We start from the raw sequence: 21,199 nt of genomic DNA on the forward strand, positions 1-21,199 counted from the left end.
GGAATTCTGGACCCAAACGAAAAACCGCACCCGGCCTGATCTCCGGAATGCGGTTCTCGTGAAGTCTGGAATTTGTGCCACAGCGGCTTTTCGCGAAGCCCGTTGGCGGTGACGCTCAAGACTGGATTGAACGTGCTGCTCTCATACACGAAAAACAGATTCGATTCAACCGAAATGTCATCGTCGCGGATCCAGCGAGGCGATGTTTTCGCGCGTCTTGATGCGTCCCCGTTGTTGCATCCTTCAACCGCTACAGGGGACACTGCTCATGCGTAAAATCCTCCTCAACTCTCACCTCTATGATTGGGGCATCCCGCCGCGTCGCTACGATGTGCCGGCGCCGCTTAAGGCATCGCAGATTGCGAAGCTGGGCGACATGCTCGACAAATGTGCGCGCCTGCCTGACTGGAATCTTGAGCGCCAAGATGCCGAAGTGATGTACCACGCCGCGCTGCGCGATCGGATGTGGCATGCCCTGCGCAAATTCGAAGTCAGCAAGCAGACGCCGCGGCGCAAAGATGACCGGCTCCTGCGAGACGAAATCCGCGATGCGCAATTCGAACTCGATCTAGCCATAACAGCTCGCGAACTCCTCGACGCTCGCGCCGCGCTGGAGCTCGCGCACGGTCGACAAAAAATCGCGACGCGGAAATACTTCGCGGCGCGTCGGCAAGCCGAGGCTGATGAACGCGTCGGCAAGAACCTCGTGACGTTTCGCGGTGTGACGTATCACCGCCCGCGCGATTGAGGAGCTGCACAATGACCCGTCGCAAGAAACTGACCGAGGATGAAGTGGCTAAGGCCGATGCCGCAGCCAACGCCATCGTTGGCTCACCCCTTAATCCGATTGAACCGACGCCGATTAATTGGCCAGTTACAGTTGGCAAAGGCAAGCCGGACAAGAATTCCCAGCTCAACGCTGGCGCAGTCATCCGAGCGTTGGGCCTCGATTGCCATCTCGACGTTTTCCATCAGGAGTACCTCGTCAGCGGTCACGCGCTTTCGCAATTCGGTGGCAAGCTTCAAGACCATGTCGTGCGGAAGCTGGTCGAAGTCGGGTGGCAGAAATTTGGACATGAACTCAGCGAAAAGGCGTATCGCAGCGGCCTTCTCCGGGAGTGCGAAGAAAACCAACTCCATCCGGTGAAGAACTATCTGAAGAACCTGCGTTGGGATGGCACACCGCGGCTCGATATGTGGATAACACGCTATCTTGGCGTGACAGACACGCCGCTTGTGCGAGCGCAAGGCGCGATCGTCCTGATTGCCGCGGTTGCTCGCATCATGAAGCCCGGCACAAAATATGATCACGTGCTCGTGCTCGAAGGTCCGGAAGGCGCGCGCAAGTCGAGCGCGGTGCGAATTCTCGCCAACGGTACCTTTGATGGTGACGAAAACTTTTCGGAATCCAAAATTCTCGGAGAGGACGAGCGCAAGCAACAGGAGCTGACAACAGGGAAATGGTTCTATGAGCTAGCGGAGCTGGCCGGCCTGCGTAAGGCGGATCAGTATGCGTTGAAAAATTTCGTCACCAAGCAGACTGAGCGCGCTCGCCCTGCCTATGCTCACTTTGTCACAGAGCAGCCGCGCACGTGCGTCTTCATCGGCACGTTCAACACCGATGCGACCACCGGCGCGTTGGTCGAATACCTCAATCCCGGGGATCAGCGTAGGTGGTGGCCTGTTCGCGTCGGCGCCGTCGATATCGCGGCGCTTCAGCGCGACCGCGATCAATTGATGGCCGAAGCCGTGGTCGCCTACGATCTCGACATGCCGCTTTATCTCAGCAAGGAACTTGAGGATGAAGCGCGAGGTGAAGCGGCGCGACGTGAGATGGTCGACCCACTCGCCGATACCCTCTCAGGCATGGATGCTGCCGCGCTGAAGATGCTGCATGACAAGGTCGCACCGAATGGGGCGGGGGTCTCGATCGCGGATCACAACGGCGGCAAGCTTCTGACGATCGGCGACGACGCCAAGCCCTCCGCATTCATAACCCAGTCAGAGATTTGGGTATCGGCAAAGTATGTCACTGCGCTCGCGCCTTCCAGCCGCCAGAGCGACGGCAAAGGCATTACAGCGGCTATGCGTAAGCAGGGCTGGGTTCAAGTCAGAGATCGACGGACAGGCTCCGCTGAACGCGGCTACGCGCGCAACCGTGATGATTTGTCAGACTTAGGAGTATGAGATGCGAAGCTGCCCCCTCCCTCGCTTTTCGTACGACGTGCCCGAGTGGCTTTGCAGTCTGTTGGATGACGCCATCTATCAAGCTTACAAGGCTACTGACGGCGCTGATCCAAACTCCGCCGAATTCGAAGATGCCTTTCACGCGTCACTAATCGAGCAAGCGCCGCTGGAGTCCGTGATCGACCATCTCGACGGCGACACGGCTGCCGCGCTCGCTCGGGCGCTCAACCATCGCGTTGCCCGGAGCGCTCGTATGAGTGGCCGCGCGAAGGTCGCCGAAGTCGCGCTGGAGCGCAAGCCATGGGTTCGGTTGCAACGGCCGGAGGATGATCCGGAGTTAGACGCCATCCTGTTCGGCAACGCGTCGCTTTCCAACGCGGTCTGAAGATCATGACATCGAGATCTGCTCACCGGGGACGCGCAGTCCCCGTCAAGTTTTGCGGGCCACCATCCCACACAGGGTCACTCGCGTTAACGTTGACTGTTGGCGTTAACGGTCATCCTCGGCCTCCGCATTAGGCAACAGCGTACGGTGGCTTCTTACGTGGTCCAAGCACCTTCCCGCGGCGCTTGCGCGCCGAGATTTGCTGTGCCCGGGCAAACGCCTTCTCCGCCTTCTTTGTTCGCATCTGCGCGGCTTCAGCCGATCGTGCCAGCGCCGCAGCAATCTCGGACTTCAGTATCCCCGCGTTGATCCCCAACAGCTCCACAAAACGTCGCGACATGCGCCGCTGTGCATCCCGCAGCGCCGGACCGTTACTCAAGATCAACGTGGCGATATAACGCTGGCTGATACCCTCGGGAGCGTGGCCAAGCAGAAAATGCCGATGCAGATCATCAATGCCGAGATCCGCCGCAACGGTGGAGTAGGTGTGCCGCAACACATGGCCCCGAGCCGGCAATTCGTCACGCCAAGCCGCTTGCTTACAACCCGGGAAAATGAGCGAGTCTTGTCCTATATCATGGCCAAGCCCCTCGGCGGCAGCACGAGCCATCTTCAGCGCTGCGGCTATTTCGTCCGTGATCGGAATTGTGATTCGGTTGCCGGCCTTGGCATCAGCGATAACGAGTAATCTTTCGTTGTCGCTGTAATCCTCCCAGCGCAACCGCGCCAGCTCTCCCGGCCGCGCTCCTGTTAGAAGTCCTGTCAAGTGATACGCTTGTCGAATCGCATTATCGATTTTCCGCCATGCCCGGAGCCAAGCGGGGAAACCTTTGAATTCCAGCGCCGCTTGTTTGGGTTTCTCCGTGTTGAACTCCACGGCGGAGGTTGGCAAATACGCGGGTAAAGATCGGTCGAGCCGGGCAGCCCGTTTGTAAGTCGCGCGAACTATTCGAGCTGCGTGGTTCGCTGACACTGGACCGTGGTCTTTCGTCACTTGCTTGTGCCAACTCGCGAGAGATGCCGGTGACATAGCCATCTCATAAAGCGACCACTTCGCCCACTTGGTCAGTATAATTTTGTCGCCCAGCTTGGTGACGTTGTAGTGCCAGCGCGGTGGCTTACCGTTCTTTTCAGCCTTCTCTTTCAGGTACTCAAGATATTGACCGAAGGCGACCTCGAATTTGACGGAGCTACGCTTGTTCGGCGCTGCGTCACCGGTATGCACATTGCCAACCGTGATCTCCGCGGCCTTGCGCGCATCCTCCGTGTTCATCATCGGCCATTCGCCGAGCGTCCGAAAAATGGTTGTCCTAACTCCCTTTTCGCGGCGGCGACGTCTGAATCGCCAGATAGTTCGGTTGGCACCAACAAATAGGAGGAGGCCCTTTACTATGCTGTCCGGGTACTCAACACCCTCCGACCGCTCGCCCTCGCTACCAAGGCTCCTGCGGTCGGCCACGTCACTGTCAGCGAATTCCCGCAGCGCTTCGATGTGGTCGTCTGTGAGCTTCCGCGGCGCTCTGTCAGGAGCCTTGCGCGCCTTCCGAACCGCTAGTTTTCGTGTGGCCATCATGTGGACAGTTTCCGGCTTTCGGACCGGCTCCCGCGCTGTGCGACAACATGATGGGTAGCACGAAACGCCTTAAAAATAAGGGTTTTTGAGGGATTTCAGTGAGTTTGGAGGAATGAGGTAAACGCCAATTTTATGCTTGGGAAGCTGCCGTTCTACCATTGAACTACGCCCGCGGATGCGCGTGTCTTGCGCCCGTTCTGATTAGCCGAGACGGCGCCGCGCGCCAAGCGGTTTGGCGCCGCTAGCCGGACGGTTCTTAACGTTTCGGCAAGATTTTGGGTGCGCCGGATTGTGGCAGTGTTATGATCCTCGTGCCGGGGGAGAAACGTGCACTGAGTGGGGCGTGTGCATGGTGGGGCGCAGTTACGCGATATTCAACACAGCCATAGGCCGTTGCGGCATCGTCTGGAGCAATTCCGGCGTGGTGGCCGTGCACTTGCCGGAGGCGCGGGAGATCGACACCCGCCGCCGGATTTTCCAGGTTCATCCCGAGGCGCGCGAGCAGCAGGCTCCGCTCAACACCGAGCTGGCGATCGAGGGCGTTGTGGGCCTGCTGCAAGGCAGCGACCCCGACTTCTCCGACGTCAGCCTCGATTGCAGCGGCGTACCCACCTTCGACAGGCGGGTCTACGAATACACCTGTTCCATTCCGCGCGGAGAGACGCGCACCTATCACGAGATCGCCAGGACACTGCGGGTCTCCGGCGCCGCGCATTCGGTGGCACAGGCGATCGCCAGAAATCCCTACATGATCATCGTGCCCTGCCACCGGGTGCTGGAGGCCGGCAGCTATGCCGACCGGATCTCGCCCTACGGCGGAGTGATCTCCAAGCGGCGGCTGCTGGCGCTGGAGGGCGCCCATCCGATCGCCAGCAAGACGCTGTTCGAGGTGCTGCTGCCCGTTGCCCCGCCCCGTTCACCCACCTAGATAGGTGAGATGGACGCGACCAGGCTGCTGACGTCACGATCGATGACGGTCTCCGAGTTTCGCTGCGATGCGGGACCGGATGACAAGCCGTTCGCCGAGTGCCGCAGCGGCCACTCCATCGCCTATGTCCGCTCGGGCAGCTTTGGCTGCCATTGCCGCGCCGGCTTCTTCGAGCTGGTGGCGGGCTCGGTTCTGGTCGGCGCGCCCGGCGACGAATACACCTGCACCCATGAGCATGTCTCAGGCGACGTCTGCCTGTCGTTCTTCTTCAGCGAGGACCTCGTCGATGCGCTCGCCGGGCGGCGCGAGGTGTGGGGAATAGGCGCAACGCCGCCGCTGCCCGAGCTGATGGTGCTCGGCGAACTCGCCCAGACGGCAGCAGACGGCAACAGCGACCTCGGTCTCGACGAGATAGGCCAGATTTTTGCGGGCCGTTTCGTCGATGTCGTCTCGGGCAAGCCGCGCAAGCAGGCGGCGCCGACCGCACGCGACCGCCGCCGAGCGGTCGAAGCGGCGCTCTGGATCGACGAGAATTCGCACACCGAGGTCGATCTCGAACGGGCCGCGCGCCAGGCGGGTCTCAGCCCGTTCCATTTCCTGCGGCTATTCTCGAACGTGCTCGGCGTCACGCCGCATCAATATCTGGTGCGCTCGCGGCTGCGGCATGCGGCGCGCATGCTGGTTGACGACGACATCGCGGTCACTGACATCGCCTATGACGTCGGCTTCGGCGACCTCTCCAACTTCGTCCGCACCTTCCACCGCGCCGCCGGCATGTCGCCGACGAAATTCCGGCAGGCTTCTCGAGGTGAGCGCAAGATTCTCCAAGAGCGGCGCGCGCTGAACTGAGTAGGTTCGTCTCCGGCGCGCGCCAAATGGCGTGCTTTGCGGACGGAGACGACCATGTATGACCATATCGGACTTCGCGTTGCCGATCTCGATGCCGCCACGCGCTTCTACACCGCGGCGCTGGCGCCGCTCGGTTATGTCCTGTGCTCGAGCGGCGACGGCTATGCCGGCTTCGGCCCGAAGGGCGAGCCGGCGCTCTGGCTGCATCTGAACAAGGGCCGCAAGGCCGACGGCGCGCATATCGCGTTTCGCGCCAAAGACCATGACGCGGTGAAGGCATTTCACAGCGAAGGCCTGAAGAGCGGCGGCCATGACAATGGCGGCGCTGGCCCGCGCAAGGATTACAGCCCGACCTATTACGCGGCGTTCTTGATCGATCCTGATGGCAACAATATCGAGGCGGTTTGTACGTAAGCCTTCGCCGCGGACTCCGTCATTGCGAGGAGCTCTTGCGACGAAGCAATCCAGGCTGTCGCCGCGGAAAGATTTCTGGATTGCTTCGCTGCGCTCGCAATGACGGTGGTTGCGACCACCTTACATAGTCAGGGACACCTTCATGGCCTCCATTCACAACGACATTCCGCTCCCCGCCTCCGCCCCAGACGTCTGGGACGCGGTGCGCGATTTCGGCGCGCTGCACCGGCGGCTGGTGCCGGGCTTCGTCACCGCGTGCACGCTCGACGGCGATGCGCGCATCGTCACTTTTGCAAATGGTTCAGTGGCACGCGAGGTGCTGGTCGATTGTGACGAGGCACGGCAGCGGCTGGTCTACGCCATCAACAACGAGCGGCTGAAGCACTACAGCGCCTCGGTGCAGGTGATCGCCGAGGGCGACGCGAAATGCCGCGTGGTCTGGATCATCGACATGCTGCCAAACGAGCTTGCCCCCTATGTGCAGGGCCAGACGAGGGAGGCCGTGGCTGCCATGCACAAGGCGTTCCCGGGCGCAGCTGCGTGACCTGCATCACAGAGGTATCCCCTCCTCGGCCGTAACCATGCGGCGTGCGTCTGGTGGGCTCCGCTCTCCCGGCTGAGCCACGCACGCGAGGAGCATGCCATGAGAGGTGCGAATAAGATGATGTGCGCGGCAGCCGCCGTGTTGTTGCTGTTTTCGGTCGCGAGCTCGCCGGCGAAGGCGCAGTTCGCAGGATTTGGTGGCGGAGGCGGCGCCGGCGGCGCTGATATGATGACCCAGATGGCCCCGATGCTCGAGATGATGAAGGCCAAAATGGGCAAGCGCCGCTTCGCCGCGCTGATGCAGACCATGGGTCCGATGATGGATGGCAGTGGCGGTGGTGGTTTCGGCGGCATGATGGGTGGCATGGGCGGTATGGGCAACATGATGGGCGGAGGCGGCATGATGCCGACCGGCTTCGGCGGCATGGGCGGCGGCGATATGATGAGCATGATGGGTGGCGCCGGCGGCGCCAACATGATGGCGATGATGCCGCAGCTGATGCAGCTCGCCAATTTCGGCGGCGGCGGTGGCGGCCATCGCCGCCACAAGCACTAGTCAGCGGCGCCAGACAGGGCGGGCCTGATCGTAGCCTTGCTTTCGCGCGGGCCCCAGCGTGTCAGCACCACGCTGGAGCATGAGAGCAGGCCAAGCACGACCATCGAGCTCGCGGCGAGCCAGAAGTAGTTTTGCGCGGTGGCGTCGTGCGTCGACAGCCACCAGCCGATCGCCGCGATGTAGACGAGCCGTGCGGTCTGCGCCAGCACCGGGCCGATCACCTTGGCTGCGCCCTGCGACGAGAAGTACATCGCCGAGGCGAGGCCGATGAAGGCATAGAACGGCGCCACCGTCGACAGATATTGATGGCTGGTCGCGCGAACCGTCGTACTGTCGGTGAAGATGTTGACCCAGAGATCGGGGAAGGTCGCGACGAGGCATCCCGGCATGCCGACGGCCACGAAGGCGCTCGCCCCTGCGATCCATGCGATACGGCGTGCGCGCGCGATGCGGCCGGCGCCGACCGCCATGCCGATCATCGGCACCGAGGCGATGCCGAACGAGAATGCGATCGAGGTCAGCAGGAATTCGAGCCGCGCGCCGATGCCGTAGCCGGCGAGGATCGCGGTGCCGAACTTCGCCAGCATGTGGGTGAAGATCGAGATCGTCAGCACCGATTGCAACGGCGAGAAGCAGGCGATGGCGCCGACCTTGAGGATGTCGAAGAACATCGCCCATTGGATGCGCAGGCCCCGCAGCTTCGGCACGACACGGGCGCGGCCGGAGAACAGGTACCAGCTCATCACGCAGATGTTCATGGAATAGGCGATCAGCGCGCCGGCGGCAACGCCGCGCATGCCGAGCTGCGGCACCGGCCCAAGCCCGAGGCCGAGCGTGCCGCCGAGCACGACCTGCCAGACCGCAGAGTTGAGGATCAACAGCGACGGCAGCTTCATGTTGCCGGTGCCGCGCAGCACGCCCGCCATGGTGTTGAGCAGCCAGGGCAATACGGCGCCGCCGAAAAACACCTGGGTGTAGGCGATCGCATGGGTCAGCACATTGCCGCGGCCGCCGAGCATTTCGAGCACTTTTGGCCCGAAGATCAGCATGCCCAGCATGAAGACGAGCCCGAAGGTGATGCCGATCAGCAGCGCATGCATGGCAAGGGTGCCAGCGCGTTCGCGATCCCCCGCGCCGAGCGCACGTGCGATGGCCGAGGCCACCGCGCCGCCCATGGCGCCGCCCGACATCGTCATGGTCAGGATCACTGTCGGAAACACCAGCGCCATCGCGGCCAGCGCTTCGACACCAAGGCGTCCGATATAGGAGGTCTCCGCGATCACCACGCAGGTACCGGCCGAGAGCGCAATCACGTTGGGCCAGGCGAGGGAAAGCAGCGTGCGCAGGATCGGTCCGTCGGTCAACGCGCTCTTCACGGGGCGCGGGAGCTCCGGCAACGGGCGTTCTTGCTCATCGACCGGGATTTCGGCGATGTCAGACATTTCCTCTCCCGGGCACAAGCGCCAAATGCGGCGCGGCAATCACTTGGTGTGCCAATAATTTTGTTCGCGCCAAGGGCGCGGCGAGAGGCTTGTTAGCACGGCAATTGCCGATTCCTCCTGCGCCTGATGCAGGCGTGCCCTGCGACAGCGCATTTCAACAGATGGAATTAGGCGATGGTCCAGAGCAGCGGCGGGCGGCCGCCGGCGAATGGATGCAAATGCACGGCGATGTGCCGCCCGCAGCCCGCGGCCAGCCCCTCGAACAGCCCCTCCAGCACCTTGGCGCAGGCGCGGTGATAGTCGGCGACGTCATCCATCAGCTTCCAATTCTGCTGGCGGATTTCGAATGTGCCTTCTGACGTCGTCGTCTCGGCCGCATCGTCCTGCGCGGCGAACAGCGCGTTGAGGAACGATGCGAATTCGCTCGCACCGCCACGGTTCATCGACAGCGCCGCCGCGACCTCGTCAAAATACTGCATCCCGATCAGCTTGCCGGTGAGGTGCAGGAGATAGCCGGCATCCTCCGGACCAAACAAGTGCACCATCACGGGTGCGGCGGTGCGAACATATTCCATCGCATAGTTGCGATAGGCCTTTTCCAGCCGCGGCTTCGGCCAGCTCGACACCGGCAGAGCCGGCGCCGTCTTCGCGTCGAACAACGGCGCTTCCAGATGCCGCGCGAAGACGAGACGCTGGTCGAGCTCCAGCGGATGATCGTATTGATGGTAATAGCCTTCGAGCCCGTCCTGGCCGTCGACGCTCTGCTTGGTGCAGACGAAGCCGAGGCGGAGATCGCCGAGGGGTACGCCATTGTTGGCGTGCCAGCCGCGCAGCATCGCGCGCGAGACTTCGCCCGGCACGCCGCAGATCGCGGTGCCCTTCCAGATCCAGCGCGGCGGCGGATAGCGGATCCAGGCTTTGCAATCGCTCTCATACATGTATTCGACATGCACGCCGCCGATCCAGTTGGAGAGATAGTGATATTGCGCAGCCGCCACCGCCGGCGGCAGATAGCTGAGCCCGAGCTTCTCAAGCCCCGGCAGGAAGCGCTCCTGCTGCTGGCGGCGGAATACACGGAAGACGAATTCGGCCGCATCGGCCGTGCCGCGACGCGTGACCACGGTGAGGATGAGACCGGTGAAGTAGGCGTGATAGAGATCGGCGACCGCGCGCCAGCGCTTCCATTGGGCTTCTTGTGCGGAGTCTGATGCGGCGGTCATGTTCGCTCCCGGCTCTTGTTTTACGGGAGTGTGTCATCGCGGATGGAGCGGCGCAACCTGACGCGACCTTGGCAGTACCGGATGGAGCGCAGCGCAATCCGGGATTGGTGCCACAAGCGACAGAGTCCCGGATTTCGTTTCGCTCCGTCCGGGCTACGGAATTACACCCGAAAATGCTTGCTCAGCTTCAGGCCCTGCGCCTGGTAGTTCGAGCCGATGCGCTGGCCGTACATGGCGTCGGGGCGGGCGAGCATCTTCTCGTAGACGAGACGGCCGACGATCTGGCCGTGCTCGAGGATGAACGGCACTTCGCGCGAGCGCACCTCCAACACGGCGCGCGATCCTTGCCCGCCGGCGCCGGCATAGCCGAAGCCGGGATCGAAGAAGCCGGCATAGTGCACGCGGAATTCGCCGACCAGCGGATCGAACGGCACCATCTCCGCGGCGTAGTCTGGCGGCACCTGCACCGCCTCTTTCGACGCGAGGATGTAGAACTCGCCGGGATCGAGGATCAGGCTGCCGTCGGAACGCGCCGAGATCGGCTCCCAGAAGTCTTCCACCGCATAGCCGGAGCGGCGATCGACATCGACGACGCCGGTGTGGCGCTTGGCGCGGTAGCCAACAAATCCATTCGCCTTCTCGCCGGAGAGATCGACGGAAACGGCGACGCCGCCGGCGAGATCGGCATCGTCGACATCGACGAGACGCTCGGACGCATGCAGCGCATCGAGCTCGTCGGCATTGAGGATGGCGTCACCGGTGCGGAAGCGCACCTGCGACAGGCGCGAGCCCTCGCGCACCAGCACCGGAAACGTCTTCGGGCTGATCTCGGCATACAGCGGGCCGTGATAGCCGGCGCCGATCATGTCGAAGCGGCGGGTGCCGTCTGCGATCACGCGGGTGAAGACATCGAGCCTCCCGGTGGAGCTCTTGGGATTTGCGGCCGCGACGATCTCCGGCGGCAGCGCAAGGCTTTCCAGCAGTGGCACGATGTAGACGCAGTTGGTCTCGAGCACCGCACCGTCGGCAAGGCTGAACTCGTGCAGCTTCAACTCGTCGATGCGCTCGGCGACAGTGGCGCCGGGGCCGGGCAGGAAGCTCGCGCGCACGCGATAGGCGATGTCGCCGAGGCGCAAATCGAGGCTTGCCGGCTGGATCTGGCTTTCGACGAAATCGTATTCGGGCAGGATGAGCCCCGCCTCCGCCATCGCCGCGATCATGCGGTCGGGCAGGATACCATTGGCGTCGGCAGCGACCGTGAAGCTCAACCGGGGGTCCTCATCAGGGGTCAAACGCATCCGGACATGCGGAATATGCTGGTCTTTCAGGGCTAGCCGATGGACGCCTTGACGGAAAGGGCATTGCGGAATATGAGCATCACTTATCCCGTGGTGATTTGAGCCGGCCGGCTTGCAGCCACGTTAAATAAATCGCTAAACAGGCCGGGGACCTCTGTGATCCCGGCCAGTGGAGTTATCCAGGCCGGTTTTTTTGTGACCATTTTCGGTGGTCACGCAGGAGGTCCTATGTCGAAGTCGTCCGCCGCATCCTATCGTCCCGAAACCCGCCTGGTCCATTCCGGCACGCTCCGCTCGCAATATGGCGAGACGTCGGAGGCGCTGTTTTTGACCCAGGGCTACGTCTACGCCAGCGCCGAGGAATGCGAGGCGCGGTTCAAGGGCGAGGATCCCGGCTTCATCTATTCGCGCTATTCGAACCCGACGATCGCGATGTTCGAGCGCCGCATGATCGAGCTCGAAGGCGCCGAAGCGGCGCGCTCGGCGGCGACCGGCATGGCCGCAGTGACGACCGCGATCCTGGCGCCGCTGAAAGCCGGCGATCACGTCGTGGCGTCGCGCGCGCTGTTCGGCTCGTGCCTCTACGTCATTCAGGATCTCTTGCCGCGCTACGGCATCGAGACCACGCTGGTCGACGGGCTCGATCTCGACCAGTGGCAGCGTGCGCTGAAGCCCAACACCAAGACGTTCTTCCTCGAGAGCCCGACCAATCCGACGCTCGGCGTGCTCGACATTCCCGGCATCGCCGAGATCGCGCACAGAGGCGGCGCGCGCCTCGTCGTCGACAACGTGTTCGCAACCCCGATCTGGCAGAGCCCGCTCGCACTCGGCGCCGATGTCGTCGTCTACTCCGCGACCAAGCACATCGACGGCCAGGGCCGCTGCCTCGGCGGCATCATCCTGTCGTCGGAAGCCTTCATCGCCGAGCACATCCACAATTTCATGCGCCAGACCGGCCCGTCGATCTCGCCGTTCAACGCCTGGGTCCTGCTCAAGGGCCTGGAGACGCTCGGCGTGCGCGTGCGCGCGCAGACCGATACGGCAGCGCACATCGCCGACGTGCTGGCGAGCCATCCGAAAATTTCGCGACTGGTCTATCCCGGCCGCGCCGATCATCCGCAGGCTTCGCTCGTGAAGAAGCAGATGCGCGGCGGCTCGACGCTGGTCGGCTTCGAGGTGAAGGGCGGCAAGCAGGCCGCATTCCGCGTGCTCAACGCGCTCAAGCTTGCGAAGATCTCCAACAATCTCGGCGACGCCAAGAGTCTGGTGACGCACCCGGCAACGACGACGCATCAGCGTTTGAAGCCCGAGGATCGCGCGACGCTCGGCATCAGCGAGGGCTTCATCCGCTTCTCCGCAGGGCTCGAGCATGTCGATGATCTGATCGAGGATCTGACGGCGGCGCTGGAGAAGGCGTGACGGCGAATGGCGAATAGTGAGTGGCGAATGGATCCTTATTCGCTACTCGCTATTCCCTACTCGCACCTCACATCGGCCGATAGGTCCGCACGTCGGCAGGCACGTTCACCCCGAGCTTGATCTGGCCGACCGAGCGGATGATGTCGTCTCCAAGCAGCTGGGCGAAGCAGGCGTAGCCCCAGTCGTTCATGTGCAGGCCGTCGGCGATGACGAAACTCTCGACCGGGATCGCCTGCTTCTCGTGCCAGTCGCGCATCACCTCGAAGCGCGGGAAGATGCCGACGTGACGGAGCTCGGCGACCTTGCCGAGCAGCTTCACCATCTTGCTGGCGCTTTCGGCGCGCTGCGTCACCTGCGGCGAATATTGCGGATCGACCAGCACGACGTCGGCATCGCCCGCGGCCTGAATGCGGGTGATGCCGTCCTCGACCATCTTGGCGGTGTCGCCGGGATCGAGATTGCGCAGCACGGCGTTGGTGCCGACCTGCCAGATCACGAGATCCGGATGCACGTCGATCACTTCTTTCTGAAGGCGCTTCATCATCTCGGGCGCGTCCTCGCCGCCGATGCCGGCATTGATCACGGTGATGTCGGCGGTCGGATATTTCCGGCGCAGCTGCGCCGCGAGACGGTTCGGATAGTTGAAGTCGGGCGAGCTTGCGCCATAGCCGGCCGTCGACGACGATCCGAACGCGACGATCACGACGGGCTTGCCGGCGACGAGCTTGCCCGCGACATGCGGGAGCGAGCCCATCGTCTTCGAGCCGACCTTCGGCGCCAGACAGGGCACGCGGGCAAAAATGTCGCCGGCGGATTTCGCGACCTGCTTCACCTTGTCGATGGCGCGCGCGGCGATACCGCGCTGCTCAGTCGGCGATGTGGCGGCGACCGTGGTCTGGGACGGCGATGCGGGAGCAGGATTAGCGGCCTGCGCCGGGGCGGGCGCCGCCTGCGCGGCTTGAGCGAGAGCGGGCGTCTGCGAGGCGGGCGTCAGCAACAGCAGGAGAGCCGCTGCGGAGGCAGACAGCGATGTCGACAGCCACAAAGGGCGGAGAGAACTCATTAACGCTAGACCTCAATTTTGCTGCTGGGCCGGTCCCAGATGGGCAGCGTCGATCACAAACTGTGCCAACGCCCGGCCAAGGCAATCATGGACCTGCTTCGCCAGTTCAGGGCCGCGGGACGGGCTGAACAGGTCGAACTGACCCTGATCATTCCACTGCCGCATGATGGCGAAACGGTCGAACAGCGGAACGTCGTGCTCCTGCGCCACCACCCGCATATTGTCGAGATAGGGCGGCGCCGAGATCATGGTTTCGGTACGCGGGCTGTACTGCAAGTTCATCAAGACGACGTCGGCCCCTGCATTTTGCAACGCAGCGACCCCTTCGGTCACGGCGCCGCGAAAATCATCGGGATCGATGGATCGGATAGCATCCACGGTCCCGGTCTGCCAGACGACCAAAGTAGGCGCTTTTGCTTCCATCAGCTTAACGAAGGTGGCAGCGGCCTCCTCCGCGGTTTTCTTGCTCTGTATTTCTACGGAGACGTGCACGGCCTCCGAAGGCGGCAGCTTTTCCTTCAGAATGGCCTGCATTCGCGCCGGATAGGATGCGTCCTCGGAGGCCGGAATCGTGGTCGAACGGCTGCCGATCACAAGGATTTCGAGCGGTTTGCCGGCCTTGACGGCATCGGCGACCTTCGGGAGCTGGCTTTCGCTGGTGAGCAGGTAGGACGGCAATTCGCAGGCGGCAGGCGCGGCCGAGGCCGCAGGCGCAGCATCGTCCGCGCGCGCCGGGGGCGCGGCGACACTACCGCACAGCAGGATCAGGCTCAGGAGAACCTTCGCCTTCATCAGCCCCCTCCCGCCAGATCGGCGTTGCCGACGGCGTTCTTGGTTTTCGCACCGCTCTTGTCAGCCACGCGCTTGTACCACGAAATCACCCATGCAACGCCCCACATGATCAGGATTCCGGAGAGACTAATCAGCGCATGCATGGCGGGGCCGCCGGAGACCTCGGCCAGGATGAAATGTCCGGCGAAGGCCAGGAAGACGCCGAGGCAGAAGATCTCCAGCGAATGCTGGCCGCACAGGATCAGCGGCCGCAGCCAGGGCGATTTCAGGCCCGGCCACTCGCGCGGCAGGAAACGCACGGTGAGCGCGGCCAGCGCCAGGAAATGCGTGAAACGCAACACGTCGAGGTCGGTCTTGTCGATCGGATACATCCACTGCTCGAGCCGCTTCGGCATCAGGTGGGAGAGCTGCGGCACGTACCAGGTCAGCGTCACATAGAACGCCGCGACAATATAGGCGATCGATATCCACATCGTCACGGGCGACGCGAGAATACGCGACATGCGTCGCGCACCTCCGAGCGCGCACCATGCTCCGAACACGAACAGCAATTGCCAGGCCAGCGGATTGAACGCCCAGAAGCCGTTCGGATAGGCCGAGAAGTAGAGATCGTATTCCCAGGTGACGGCGTAAAGCAGGACCGACAGGCCGAGTGTGACGTCGGGCTTCCACTTCATCGACCACAGGATCAGAGGCAGCGCCAGCATCAAGACGATGTACAGCGGCAGCACGTCCATGTTGACGGGACGGAAGCGCAACAAGAGCGCCTGCACGATGGTGACGTCGGGCTGCTTGAGGAAATCCATGATCCCCATCTCTTCGGTGTAGAGCGGGTTTTCGAAGCTGGTCGCGACGTAGGAGATCTCGGCGAGGAAGATCGTGAACAGGAAGACGTGGGCGACATAGATCTGCCAGACCCGGCGCAGGATGCGCGCGGTGGCGATGACGACACCGCTCTCCAGCATCGCGCGGCCGTAGACGAAGGCGGCGGTGTAGCCGGAGATGAAGATGAAGATCTCGGTGGCGTCGCTGAAGCCGTAATTGCGGATCGTGAACCAGGTCAGAAGATTGGGCGGCAAATGATCGATGAAGATCAGCCACAGCGCCAGCCCGCGGAACAGGTCGAGCCTGAGCTCGCGCTCGCCGATGGCGGGCAGCGTGATGGCCGGCGCGGCCACGCGCGGCCTTGCCTCCGCAGGTTTTGCACCCGCGGTTCCCGCAATCGTCGATCCCGTCACTTGATCGGCAATGGTCATCGGGGCCCAAAAACCCTTCCGCAAATCGCGGCGTTGAAACGAGTGTACCGGTCCGGTCGACGCCTCGCAAAGCGGCCGGATCACATCTGGGTGCATTCTTTGGGGTGTACTTCCCTGTCAATTCTGGCGGCACGATGTCGCGAAACCGGTCTCTGGCGTTTGGTTCCCGGCCAGGATTTCGTTATGATGGCAATCATGTACCGCGCCGTGACCCGCCAGATCGAAGTGACCGTCGAGCCGAACTTTGTTCCGGAGCAGTCCTCCGCCGACCGCTCGCGCTATTTCTGGTCCTACACCATCGTCATCACCAATTCCGGCGACGAGACCGTGCAGCTCAAGACGCGGCACTGGATCATCACCGACGCCACCGGCCGGCAGCAGGAGGTCAAGGGCGAAGGCGTGGTCGGTGAGCAGCCGACCTTGGCCCCCGGCGAGCGCTTCGAATACACCTCCGGCGTGCCGCTCTCGACCGCCTCCGGCTTCATGACCGGCCGCTACCAGATGGTCAGCGAAAGCGGCGAACGCTTCGAGATCGACGTTCCGACGTTCTCGCTGGACAGCCCGGATAACAAGCGGGTGTTGAATTAGCGCGGTGCCGTAGTGCCGTAGGGTGGGTTAGCCGAAGGCGTAACCCACCAAGCTTCCGCGTACGCGGTACGAAAGTTGGTGGGTTACGCTTCGCTAACCCACCCTACGATTCCGAGCTACGATTCCGAGCCTGTGGCACGCAGCCTCCCCAACCTCGTCTTTTTGAATCGCAGACGCACCTTCGCGGCCTCGCGGCTGATTTCGCCCGAGCTTTGCTTGATCTCTCCACCCCCTTGTCCAAGAGGGCGCAGGGAAGACCGGGTGCTGACCTCGCACCCGCGGTCTGCTGCGCGAATGTGTAGCGCAAAAAGACCGCACAGCAGCATACAGGTGGTGCCAATCACTCGGCCTTCCCTGCGCGATGGTCGGACGGCTTATGCCGTGCTCTCCCGGGAGCCGAACTTTCCTTCTGGCCTCCCTCGCCCCGCGAATTGGCGGCGCAGTCCACCCGGTTGGGCTCGCTTGCGCCTCCGCGACAGGCTTGACCGTAGCAACGACGGCCAGGACCACACGGTTTTGCCGTACGCACGTTCGTCCGTTGCCACAGGGTCTTCCGGCAGTGTGCACACGCGCCGCAAGAATGTTGGCGAGACGAACTTTCAGCGCCGCTCATCCGCACGCGGTTTCGGGCTCACAGGGACTACCCGCCCTGCCCGCACCTTTTCGTGCCGACGCTGCCGCGTCCACCGCAACCCGGCTCGCAAAACGTGACGACGTACGATCGCCCCTCAAGGTCGAGCCGGGATGGACGACACATACGTCATTTCCGAATTTCGGTAAAGTGGAATATTTTTCCAGTGACGGATTGACAAGCGGACGAAACAGCCGGGGCGGGATCTCGTAGCCGGATGGAGCGCAGCACAATCCGGGAAGGTGCCGCGCCGAAAGAGCCGCCCCGGATTACGCTTGCGCTCCATCCGGGCTGCCGGGCGAGGCGCTTACGCGTCCTCGACGCCGGCCTCATCCGGCGTGAACTGGTACACCGACGAGCAGAACTCGCAGGTCACCACGACCTTGTCGTCCTTGACCATCGCAGCACGATCATCCGACGAGAAGCTCTTCAGCATCGAGGCCACCGCATCGCGCGAGCAGGAGCATTGCGCTTTCAGCACCAGCGGATTGAACACGCGGACGCCGCGTTCGTGGAACAGGCGATACAGCAGCCGTTCGCCGGAGAGATCCGGATCGATCAACTCGACATCCTCGACGGTCTCGATCAGCGAGCGCGCCTCGACCCAGGCATCGTCCTCGGTGACGCTGTGCACCTCGACGCCCTCCGGCGCATCGCCGGGGTGCAGATCGGCCTGGCGCGCGCGCTCCGGCGCCTTCGGCAGGAACTGCATCAGCATGCCGCCGGCGCGCCAGCGATGCTTGCCGCCATCGCTCGAGCGCCACTCCTCGCCGACCGCGATGCGGACGCGGGTCGGGATCTGCTCGGAGCGCAGGAAATATTCGTGGGCCGCATCTTCCAGGCTGCCACCGTCGAGCGCGACGAGGCCCTGATAGCGGCTCATGTCCGGACCCTGGTCGATGGTCATGGCGAGATGGCCGCGGCCGAGCAGCGCGCCGGAATGCGAGCCAGGATTCCTGGTCTCACCGAGCCGCGCCGCGTCGTAGCGGGCATAGGCGCGCAGACGGTCCGGCGCATTGTAATCCACCACCAGGAATGACACCGGGCCGTCGGTCTGGGCCTGGAGGATGAAGCGGCCCTCGAATTTCAGCGCCGAGCCGAGCAGCGTGGTCAGCACGATGGCCTCGCCGAGCAGCTTGCCGACCGGCGCCGGATAATCGTGCTTGGTCAGGATCTCGTCGAGCGCGGGCCCGAGCCGCACCAGCCGCCCGCGCACGTCGAGCGCGTCGACCTCGTAAGGCAGCACGGCATCATCGATCGGAACCGCTGATGGCGCGCGAACCGGGCCTTGAGGCCCGGTTTTCATGTCAGGGGATTGGGAAACCATGGCGCATTATCTGGGGTCGGAGGAGGTGGAATGGAAGAGGGGCGAGTTCCGGATGCAATGATGATCGCATAACGATACCGCACATTCGGTGTCGTCCCGGCGAAGGCCGGGACCCATAACCACAGGCTTTTATTTGGCGAAGATTCGCCGTTCGGTACGCCTGGCTTCGGCAACCGAGAGATCACGCGGTATAGGTCCCGGCTTTCGCCGGGACGACGATCTCTACTTTCCGCGCTTACTTCACCGCGTCAAAACACCAGGCCAGAATGCCCTTCTGCGCGTGCAGGCGGTTTTCGGCCTCGTCGAACACGACCGATTGCGGGCCGTCGATCACCTCGTCGGTGACCTCCTCGCCGCGATGCGCGGGCAGGCAGTGCATGAACAGCGCGTCGGGCTTTGCCAATGACATCAGCTTGGAATTGACCTGGTAGGGCTTGAGCACGTTGTGACGGTGCTCGCCTTCCTTGTCGCCCATCGACACCCAGGTGTCGGTGACGACGCAATCGGCACCCTTCACGGCGGCCTCGGGGTCGGTGCCGAGCACGATCGGCGCGCTGGTCGCCTTGATCCAGTCGCGCATCGCCTTCTTCGGCGCAAGCTCCGGCGGGGTCGCGACATTGAGCTGGAACTTGAAGCGCTCGGCCGCGTGTGCCCAGGACGCCAGCACGTTGTTGTCGTCGCCGGTCCAGGCCACCGTCCTGCCCTCGATCGGGCCGCGATGCTCCTGATAGGTCAGGAGATCGGCCATCACCTGGCAGGGATGCGAGCGCCGCGTCAGTCCGTTGATGACGGGCACCGTCGCGTAGGCCGCAAGCTCGAGCAGCGCATCGTGGTTGAGGATGCGGATCATGATGGCGTCGACATAGCGTGACAGCACGCGCGCGGTGTCGGCGATGGTCTCGCCGCGGCCGAGCTGCATCTCGGCCCCGGTGAGCATGATCGGCTCGCCGCCGAGCTGGCGCATGGCGACGTCGAACGACACGCGCGTCCGCGTCGAGGGACGTTCGAAGATCATCGCCAGCGTCTTGCCTTCGAGCGGTCTGACCGGCTGATGCGCCTTCTGCTTCGCCTTCATGGCCGAAGACGCGGCCAGCATGCTCTTGAGCTCCGACAGCGGAAGCTCGCTGATATCGAGGAAATGTTTGGGCGTACCGCTCATCAGCTTGCCGCCCGCTTGTTGCCGGCAAGCGCCGTGCAGGCGCGTTCGAGCCGCGCGACGCCGTCCTCGAGCTCCGCTTCGGTCACGATCAAGGGCGGTAGGAAACGCACGACATTGTCGCCGGCGCCGACGGTGAGCAGCTTTTCATTGCGTAGCGCTGCGACCAGATCGCCGGAGGGCACCACGGCCTTGATGCCGATCAAGAGCCCCTCGCCGCGCACTTCGCTGACGATGTCGGGATGACGATCGATCACGGAGGCGAGCTTCTGCTTGAGCAGCAGCGACATCTTTTGCACGTGATCGAAGAAGCCGGGCTTGAGCATGACGTCGAGCACGGCGTTCGCCGCCGAAATCGCGAGCGGATTGCCGCCGAAGGTCGAGCCGTGCGAGCCGGGACCCATGCCGGCCGCGGCGTCGGCGGTGGCGAGCACTGCGCCGATCGGGAAGCCGCCGCCGAGCGCCTTGGCGAGCGACATCACGTCGGGTGTGACGCCAGTGCGCCGATGAGCGAAGAGATCGCCGGTGCGGCCCATGCCGGTCTGCACCTCGTCAAACGCGAGCAGCAGGCCCTTCTCGTCGCAAAGCTGGCGCAGCGCCTTGAGGAAGGCGGGCGGCGACGAACGCACGCCGCCTTCGCCCTGGATCGGCTCGATCAGGATGCCGGCGGTCTGCGGACCGATCGCCTTCTTGACGGCCTCGATGTCGCCATGCGGCACCTGGTCGAAGCCATCCATCGGCGGACCAAAGCCTTCGAGATATTTTTCGGAGCCCGTGGCAGCCAGGGTCGCCAGCGTGCGGCCGTGGAAAGCGCCTTCGAAGGTGATGATGCGGTAACGCTCCGGATGGCCCTTGGAGAAGTGATGATGCCGCACCAGCTTGATCACGCCCTCCAGCGCTTCGGCGCCGGAATTGCAGAAGAATACGAAGTCAGCAAAGCTTTCGTTGCAGAGGCGGACAGCGAGCTTCTCGCCGTCCGGGCTCTGAAACAGGTTCGACATGTGCCAGAGTTTTGTGGCCTGCTCCTGCAGCGCCTTGACCAGCGCGGGATGGGCATGACCGAGCGCGTTCACCGCCACGCCCGAGGTGAAATCGAGATAGCGATCGCCATTGGTCGCGATCAGCCAGACGCCCTCGCCGCGCTCGAAGCCGATGTTGGCCCTGGCGAAAACGGGAAGCAGATGCGGCGCGGCGCTGTTGGTCATGACCGTCTCTTTTGGCTGTCATTTGGGCGTTTCGGATGGCCTGAGGCGCCTTACGCAGCGCACCATTGACCGGTCCGGAAAACGAAACGTGCCGCCTTTTAAGGGCGGCACGCGTCACTATCTTATGCTTGGCGCCACGGGTGTCAATGCCACCGGACAGCCTCGCGAAACGCTGAATCCGTAGTCTTGCGGTGGCGAATTTGCGGAGTTTTCGCCACGGAACATGTGGAAGCGAGTCGGCGGACTCTTGCGCGCGAGTCACGCCATATTGTAGCGTTTGGCTTGTCAGATACGACATCTCGTGCGGCAGTTCTGATCCCAAAAGTCCTCATGTACCGGCGTAAACGTTCGGGCGCATTGTTGTGCC

Annotated in this window: 20 protein-coding genes and 1 riboswitch; of the genes, 10 read left to right on the plus strand and 10 right to left on the minus strand. The window is 63.2% G+C overall.

Going from position 1 to position 21,199, the window contains the following annotated elements; all coding sequences use genetic code 11:
- Positions 1 to 268: 268 nt before the first annotated feature.
- From IC761_RS34440 to IC761_RS34450, 3 genes are all read left to right on the plus strand, one after another.
- Complete coding sequence (locus IC761_RS34440) at positions 269 to 748, plus strand: hypothetical protein (RefSeq protein ID WP_195801048.1); 480 nt, start codon at positions 269 to 271, stop codon at positions 746 to 748.
- A gap of 11 nt (positions 749 to 759) precedes the next feature.
- Entirely contained in the window at positions 760 to 2,187 is a 1,428-nt protein-coding gene (locus IC761_RS34445; RefSeq protein WP_195801049.1) for a VapE domain-containing protein, read from the plus strand.
- 61 nt (positions 2,188 to 2,248) lie between these two features.
- The gene (locus IC761_RS34450; RefSeq protein WP_195801050.1) at positions 2,249 to 2,572 is read left to right on the plus strand and encodes a hypothetical protein; all 324 of its coding nucleotides are present in this window, start codon (positions 2,249 to 2,251) and stop codon (positions 2,570 to 2,572) included.
- A gap of 130 nt (positions 2,573 to 2,702) precedes the next feature.
- On the opposite strand, the gene IC761_RS34455 is transcribed toward IC761_RS34450, so the two are convergent.
- Positions 2,703 to 4,145: a tyrosine-type recombinase/integrase gene (locus tag IC761_RS34455; RefSeq protein WP_195801051.1), complete on the minus strand. Its 1,443-nt coding sequence runs from the start codon at positions 4,143 to 4,145 to the stop codon at positions 2,703 to 2,705.
- Between the two features lie 349 nt (positions 4,146 to 4,494).
- Between IC761_RS34455 and IC761_RS34460 the strand changes: the two genes are divergently transcribed.
- The 5 genes from IC761_RS34460 to IC761_RS34480 all read left to right on the plus strand — a co-directional run bounded on the left by IC761_RS34460 (position 4,495) and on the right by IC761_RS34480 (position 7,435).
- Positions 4,495 to 5,073, plus strand: coding sequence for a methylated-DNA--[protein]-cysteine S-methyltransferase (locus IC761_RS34460; RefSeq protein ID WP_195801052.1), 579 nt, complete (start codon positions 4,495 to 4,497; stop codon positions 5,071 to 5,073).
- Positions 5,074 to 5,082: 9 nt separating this feature from the next.
- A complete protein-coding gene (locus IC761_RS34465) occupies positions 5,083 to 5,922 on the plus strand; it encodes a helix-turn-helix transcriptional regulator (protein ID WP_195801053.1) in 840 nt (279 codons plus the stop codon).
- Between the two features lie 54 nt (positions 5,923 to 5,976).
- Entirely contained in the window at positions 5,977 to 6,336 is a 360-nt protein-coding gene (locus tag IC761_RS34470; protein WP_195801054.1) for a VOC family protein, read from the plus strand.
- A 142-nt stretch (positions 6,337 to 6,478) separates the two neighbouring features.
- On the plus strand, positions 6,479 to 6,880 hold the full coding sequence (locus IC761_RS34475) for an SRPBCC family protein (RefSeq protein ID WP_195801055.1): 402 nt from the start codon (positions 6,479 to 6,481) through the stop codon (positions 6,878 to 6,880).
- Positions 6,881 to 6,979: 99 nt separating this feature from the next.
- Positions 6,980 to 7,435, plus strand: a complete 456-nt coding sequence (locus IC761_RS34480; RefSeq protein WP_195801056.1) for a hypothetical protein — start codon at positions 6,980 to 6,982, stop codon at positions 7,433 to 7,435.
- On the opposite strand, the gene IC761_RS34485 is transcribed toward IC761_RS34480, so the two are convergent.
- The 3 genes from IC761_RS34485 to IC761_RS34495 form a co-directional block, all read right to left on the minus strand.
- Positions 7,432 to 8,877: an MATE family efflux transporter gene (locus IC761_RS34485; protein ID WP_195801057.1), complete on the minus strand. Its 1,446-nt coding sequence runs from the start codon at positions 8,875 to 8,877 to the stop codon at positions 7,432 to 7,434. The two genes, IC761_RS34480 and IC761_RS34485, sit on opposite strands and share 4 nt — an antisense overlap.
- Positions 8,878 to 9,044: 167 nt before the next feature.
- On the minus strand, positions 9,045 to 10,097 hold the full coding sequence (locus IC761_RS34490) for a hypothetical protein (RefSeq protein ID WP_195801058.1): 1,053 nt from the start codon (positions 10,095 to 10,097) through the stop codon (positions 9,045 to 9,047).
- Positions 10,098 to 10,258: 161 nt separating this feature from the next.
- Positions 10,259 to 11,395, minus strand: coding sequence for a 2'-deoxycytidine 5'-triphosphate deaminase (locus IC761_RS34495; protein ID WP_438265070.1), 1,137 nt, complete (start codon positions 11,393 to 11,395; stop codon positions 10,259 to 10,261).
- 80 nt (positions 11,396 to 11,475) lie between these two features.
- Positions 11,476 to 11,555: riboswitch (SAM riboswitch) on the plus strand.
- Between the two features lie 68 nt (positions 11,556 to 11,623).
- Between IC761_RS34495 and IC761_RS34500 the strand changes: the two genes are divergently transcribed.
- Positions 11,624 to 12,814 carry an O-succinylhomoserine sulfhydrylase gene (locus IC761_RS34500; RefSeq protein WP_195801060.1) on the plus strand — a complete coding sequence of 397 codons (1,191 nt, stop codon included), beginning with the start codon at positions 11,624 to 11,626 and terminating at the stop codon, positions 12,812 to 12,814.
- 67 nt (positions 12,815 to 12,881) lie between these two features.
- On the opposite strand, the gene IC761_RS34505 is transcribed toward IC761_RS34500, so the two are convergent.
- Genes IC761_RS34505 through IC761_RS34515 form a run of 3 tightly spaced genes read right to left on the minus strand, consistent with a single transcriptional unit; the run spans position 12,882 to position 15,925 of the window.
- Positions 12,882 to 13,877, minus strand: coding sequence for an SGNH/GDSL hydrolase family protein (locus tag IC761_RS34505; RefSeq protein WP_195801061.1), 996 nt, complete (start codon positions 13,875 to 13,877; stop codon positions 12,882 to 12,884).
- Positions 13,878 to 13,889: 12 nt separating this feature from the next.
- Positions 13,890 to 14,669: an SGNH/GDSL hydrolase family protein gene (locus IC761_RS34510; protein WP_195801062.1), complete on the minus strand. Its 780-nt coding sequence runs from the start codon at positions 14,667 to 14,669 to the stop codon at positions 13,890 to 13,892.
- Complete coding sequence (locus IC761_RS34515; RefSeq protein ID WP_195801063.1) at positions 14,669 to 15,925, minus strand: OpgC domain-containing protein; 1,257 nt, start codon at positions 15,923 to 15,925, stop codon at positions 14,669 to 14,671. Before IC761_RS34515 ends, IC761_RS34510 begins: the two co-directional genes overlap by 1 nt.
- A 195-nt stretch (positions 15,926 to 16,120) precedes the next feature.
- On the opposite strand from IC761_RS34515, the gene apaG reads away from it, so the two are divergent.
- A complete protein-coding gene (apaG, locus tag IC761_RS34520) occupies positions 16,121 to 16,513 on the plus strand; it encodes a Co2+/Mg2+ efflux facilitator ApaG/CorD (protein ID WP_195804872.1) in 393 nt (130 codons plus the stop codon).
- 938 nt (positions 16,514 to 17,451) lie between these two features.
- Here the strand turns inward: apaG and IC761_RS34525 are convergent.
- The 3 genes from IC761_RS34525 to IC761_RS34535 all read right to left on the minus strand — a co-directional run bounded on the left by IC761_RS34525 (position 17,452) and on the right by IC761_RS34535 (position 20,832).
- On the minus strand, positions 17,452 to 18,471 hold the full coding sequence (locus IC761_RS34525; RefSeq protein WP_195801064.1) for an Hsp33 family molecular chaperone: 1,020 nt from the start codon (positions 18,469 to 18,471) through the stop codon (positions 17,452 to 17,454).
- 235 nt (positions 18,472 to 18,706) lie between these two features.
- Positions 18,707 to 19,630, minus strand: coding sequence for an ornithine carbamoyltransferase (argF, locus tag IC761_RS34530; protein WP_195801065.1), 924 nt, complete (start codon positions 19,628 to 19,630; stop codon positions 18,707 to 18,709).
- Positions 19,630 to 20,832 (minus strand): aspartate aminotransferase family protein, encoded by a 1,203-nt coding sequence (locus tag IC761_RS34535; protein ID WP_195801066.1) that lies wholly within the window; start codon positions 20,830 to 20,832, stop codon positions 19,630 to 19,632. Before IC761_RS34535 ends, argF begins: the two co-directional genes overlap by 1 nt.
- Positions 20,833 to 21,199: the final 367 nt, after the last annotated feature.

The sequence above is a fragment of the Bradyrhizobium commune genome (assembly GCF_015624505.1).
Lineage (GTDB): Bacteria > Pseudomonadota > Alphaproteobacteria > Rhizobiales > Xanthobacteraceae > Bradyrhizobium > Bradyrhizobium commune.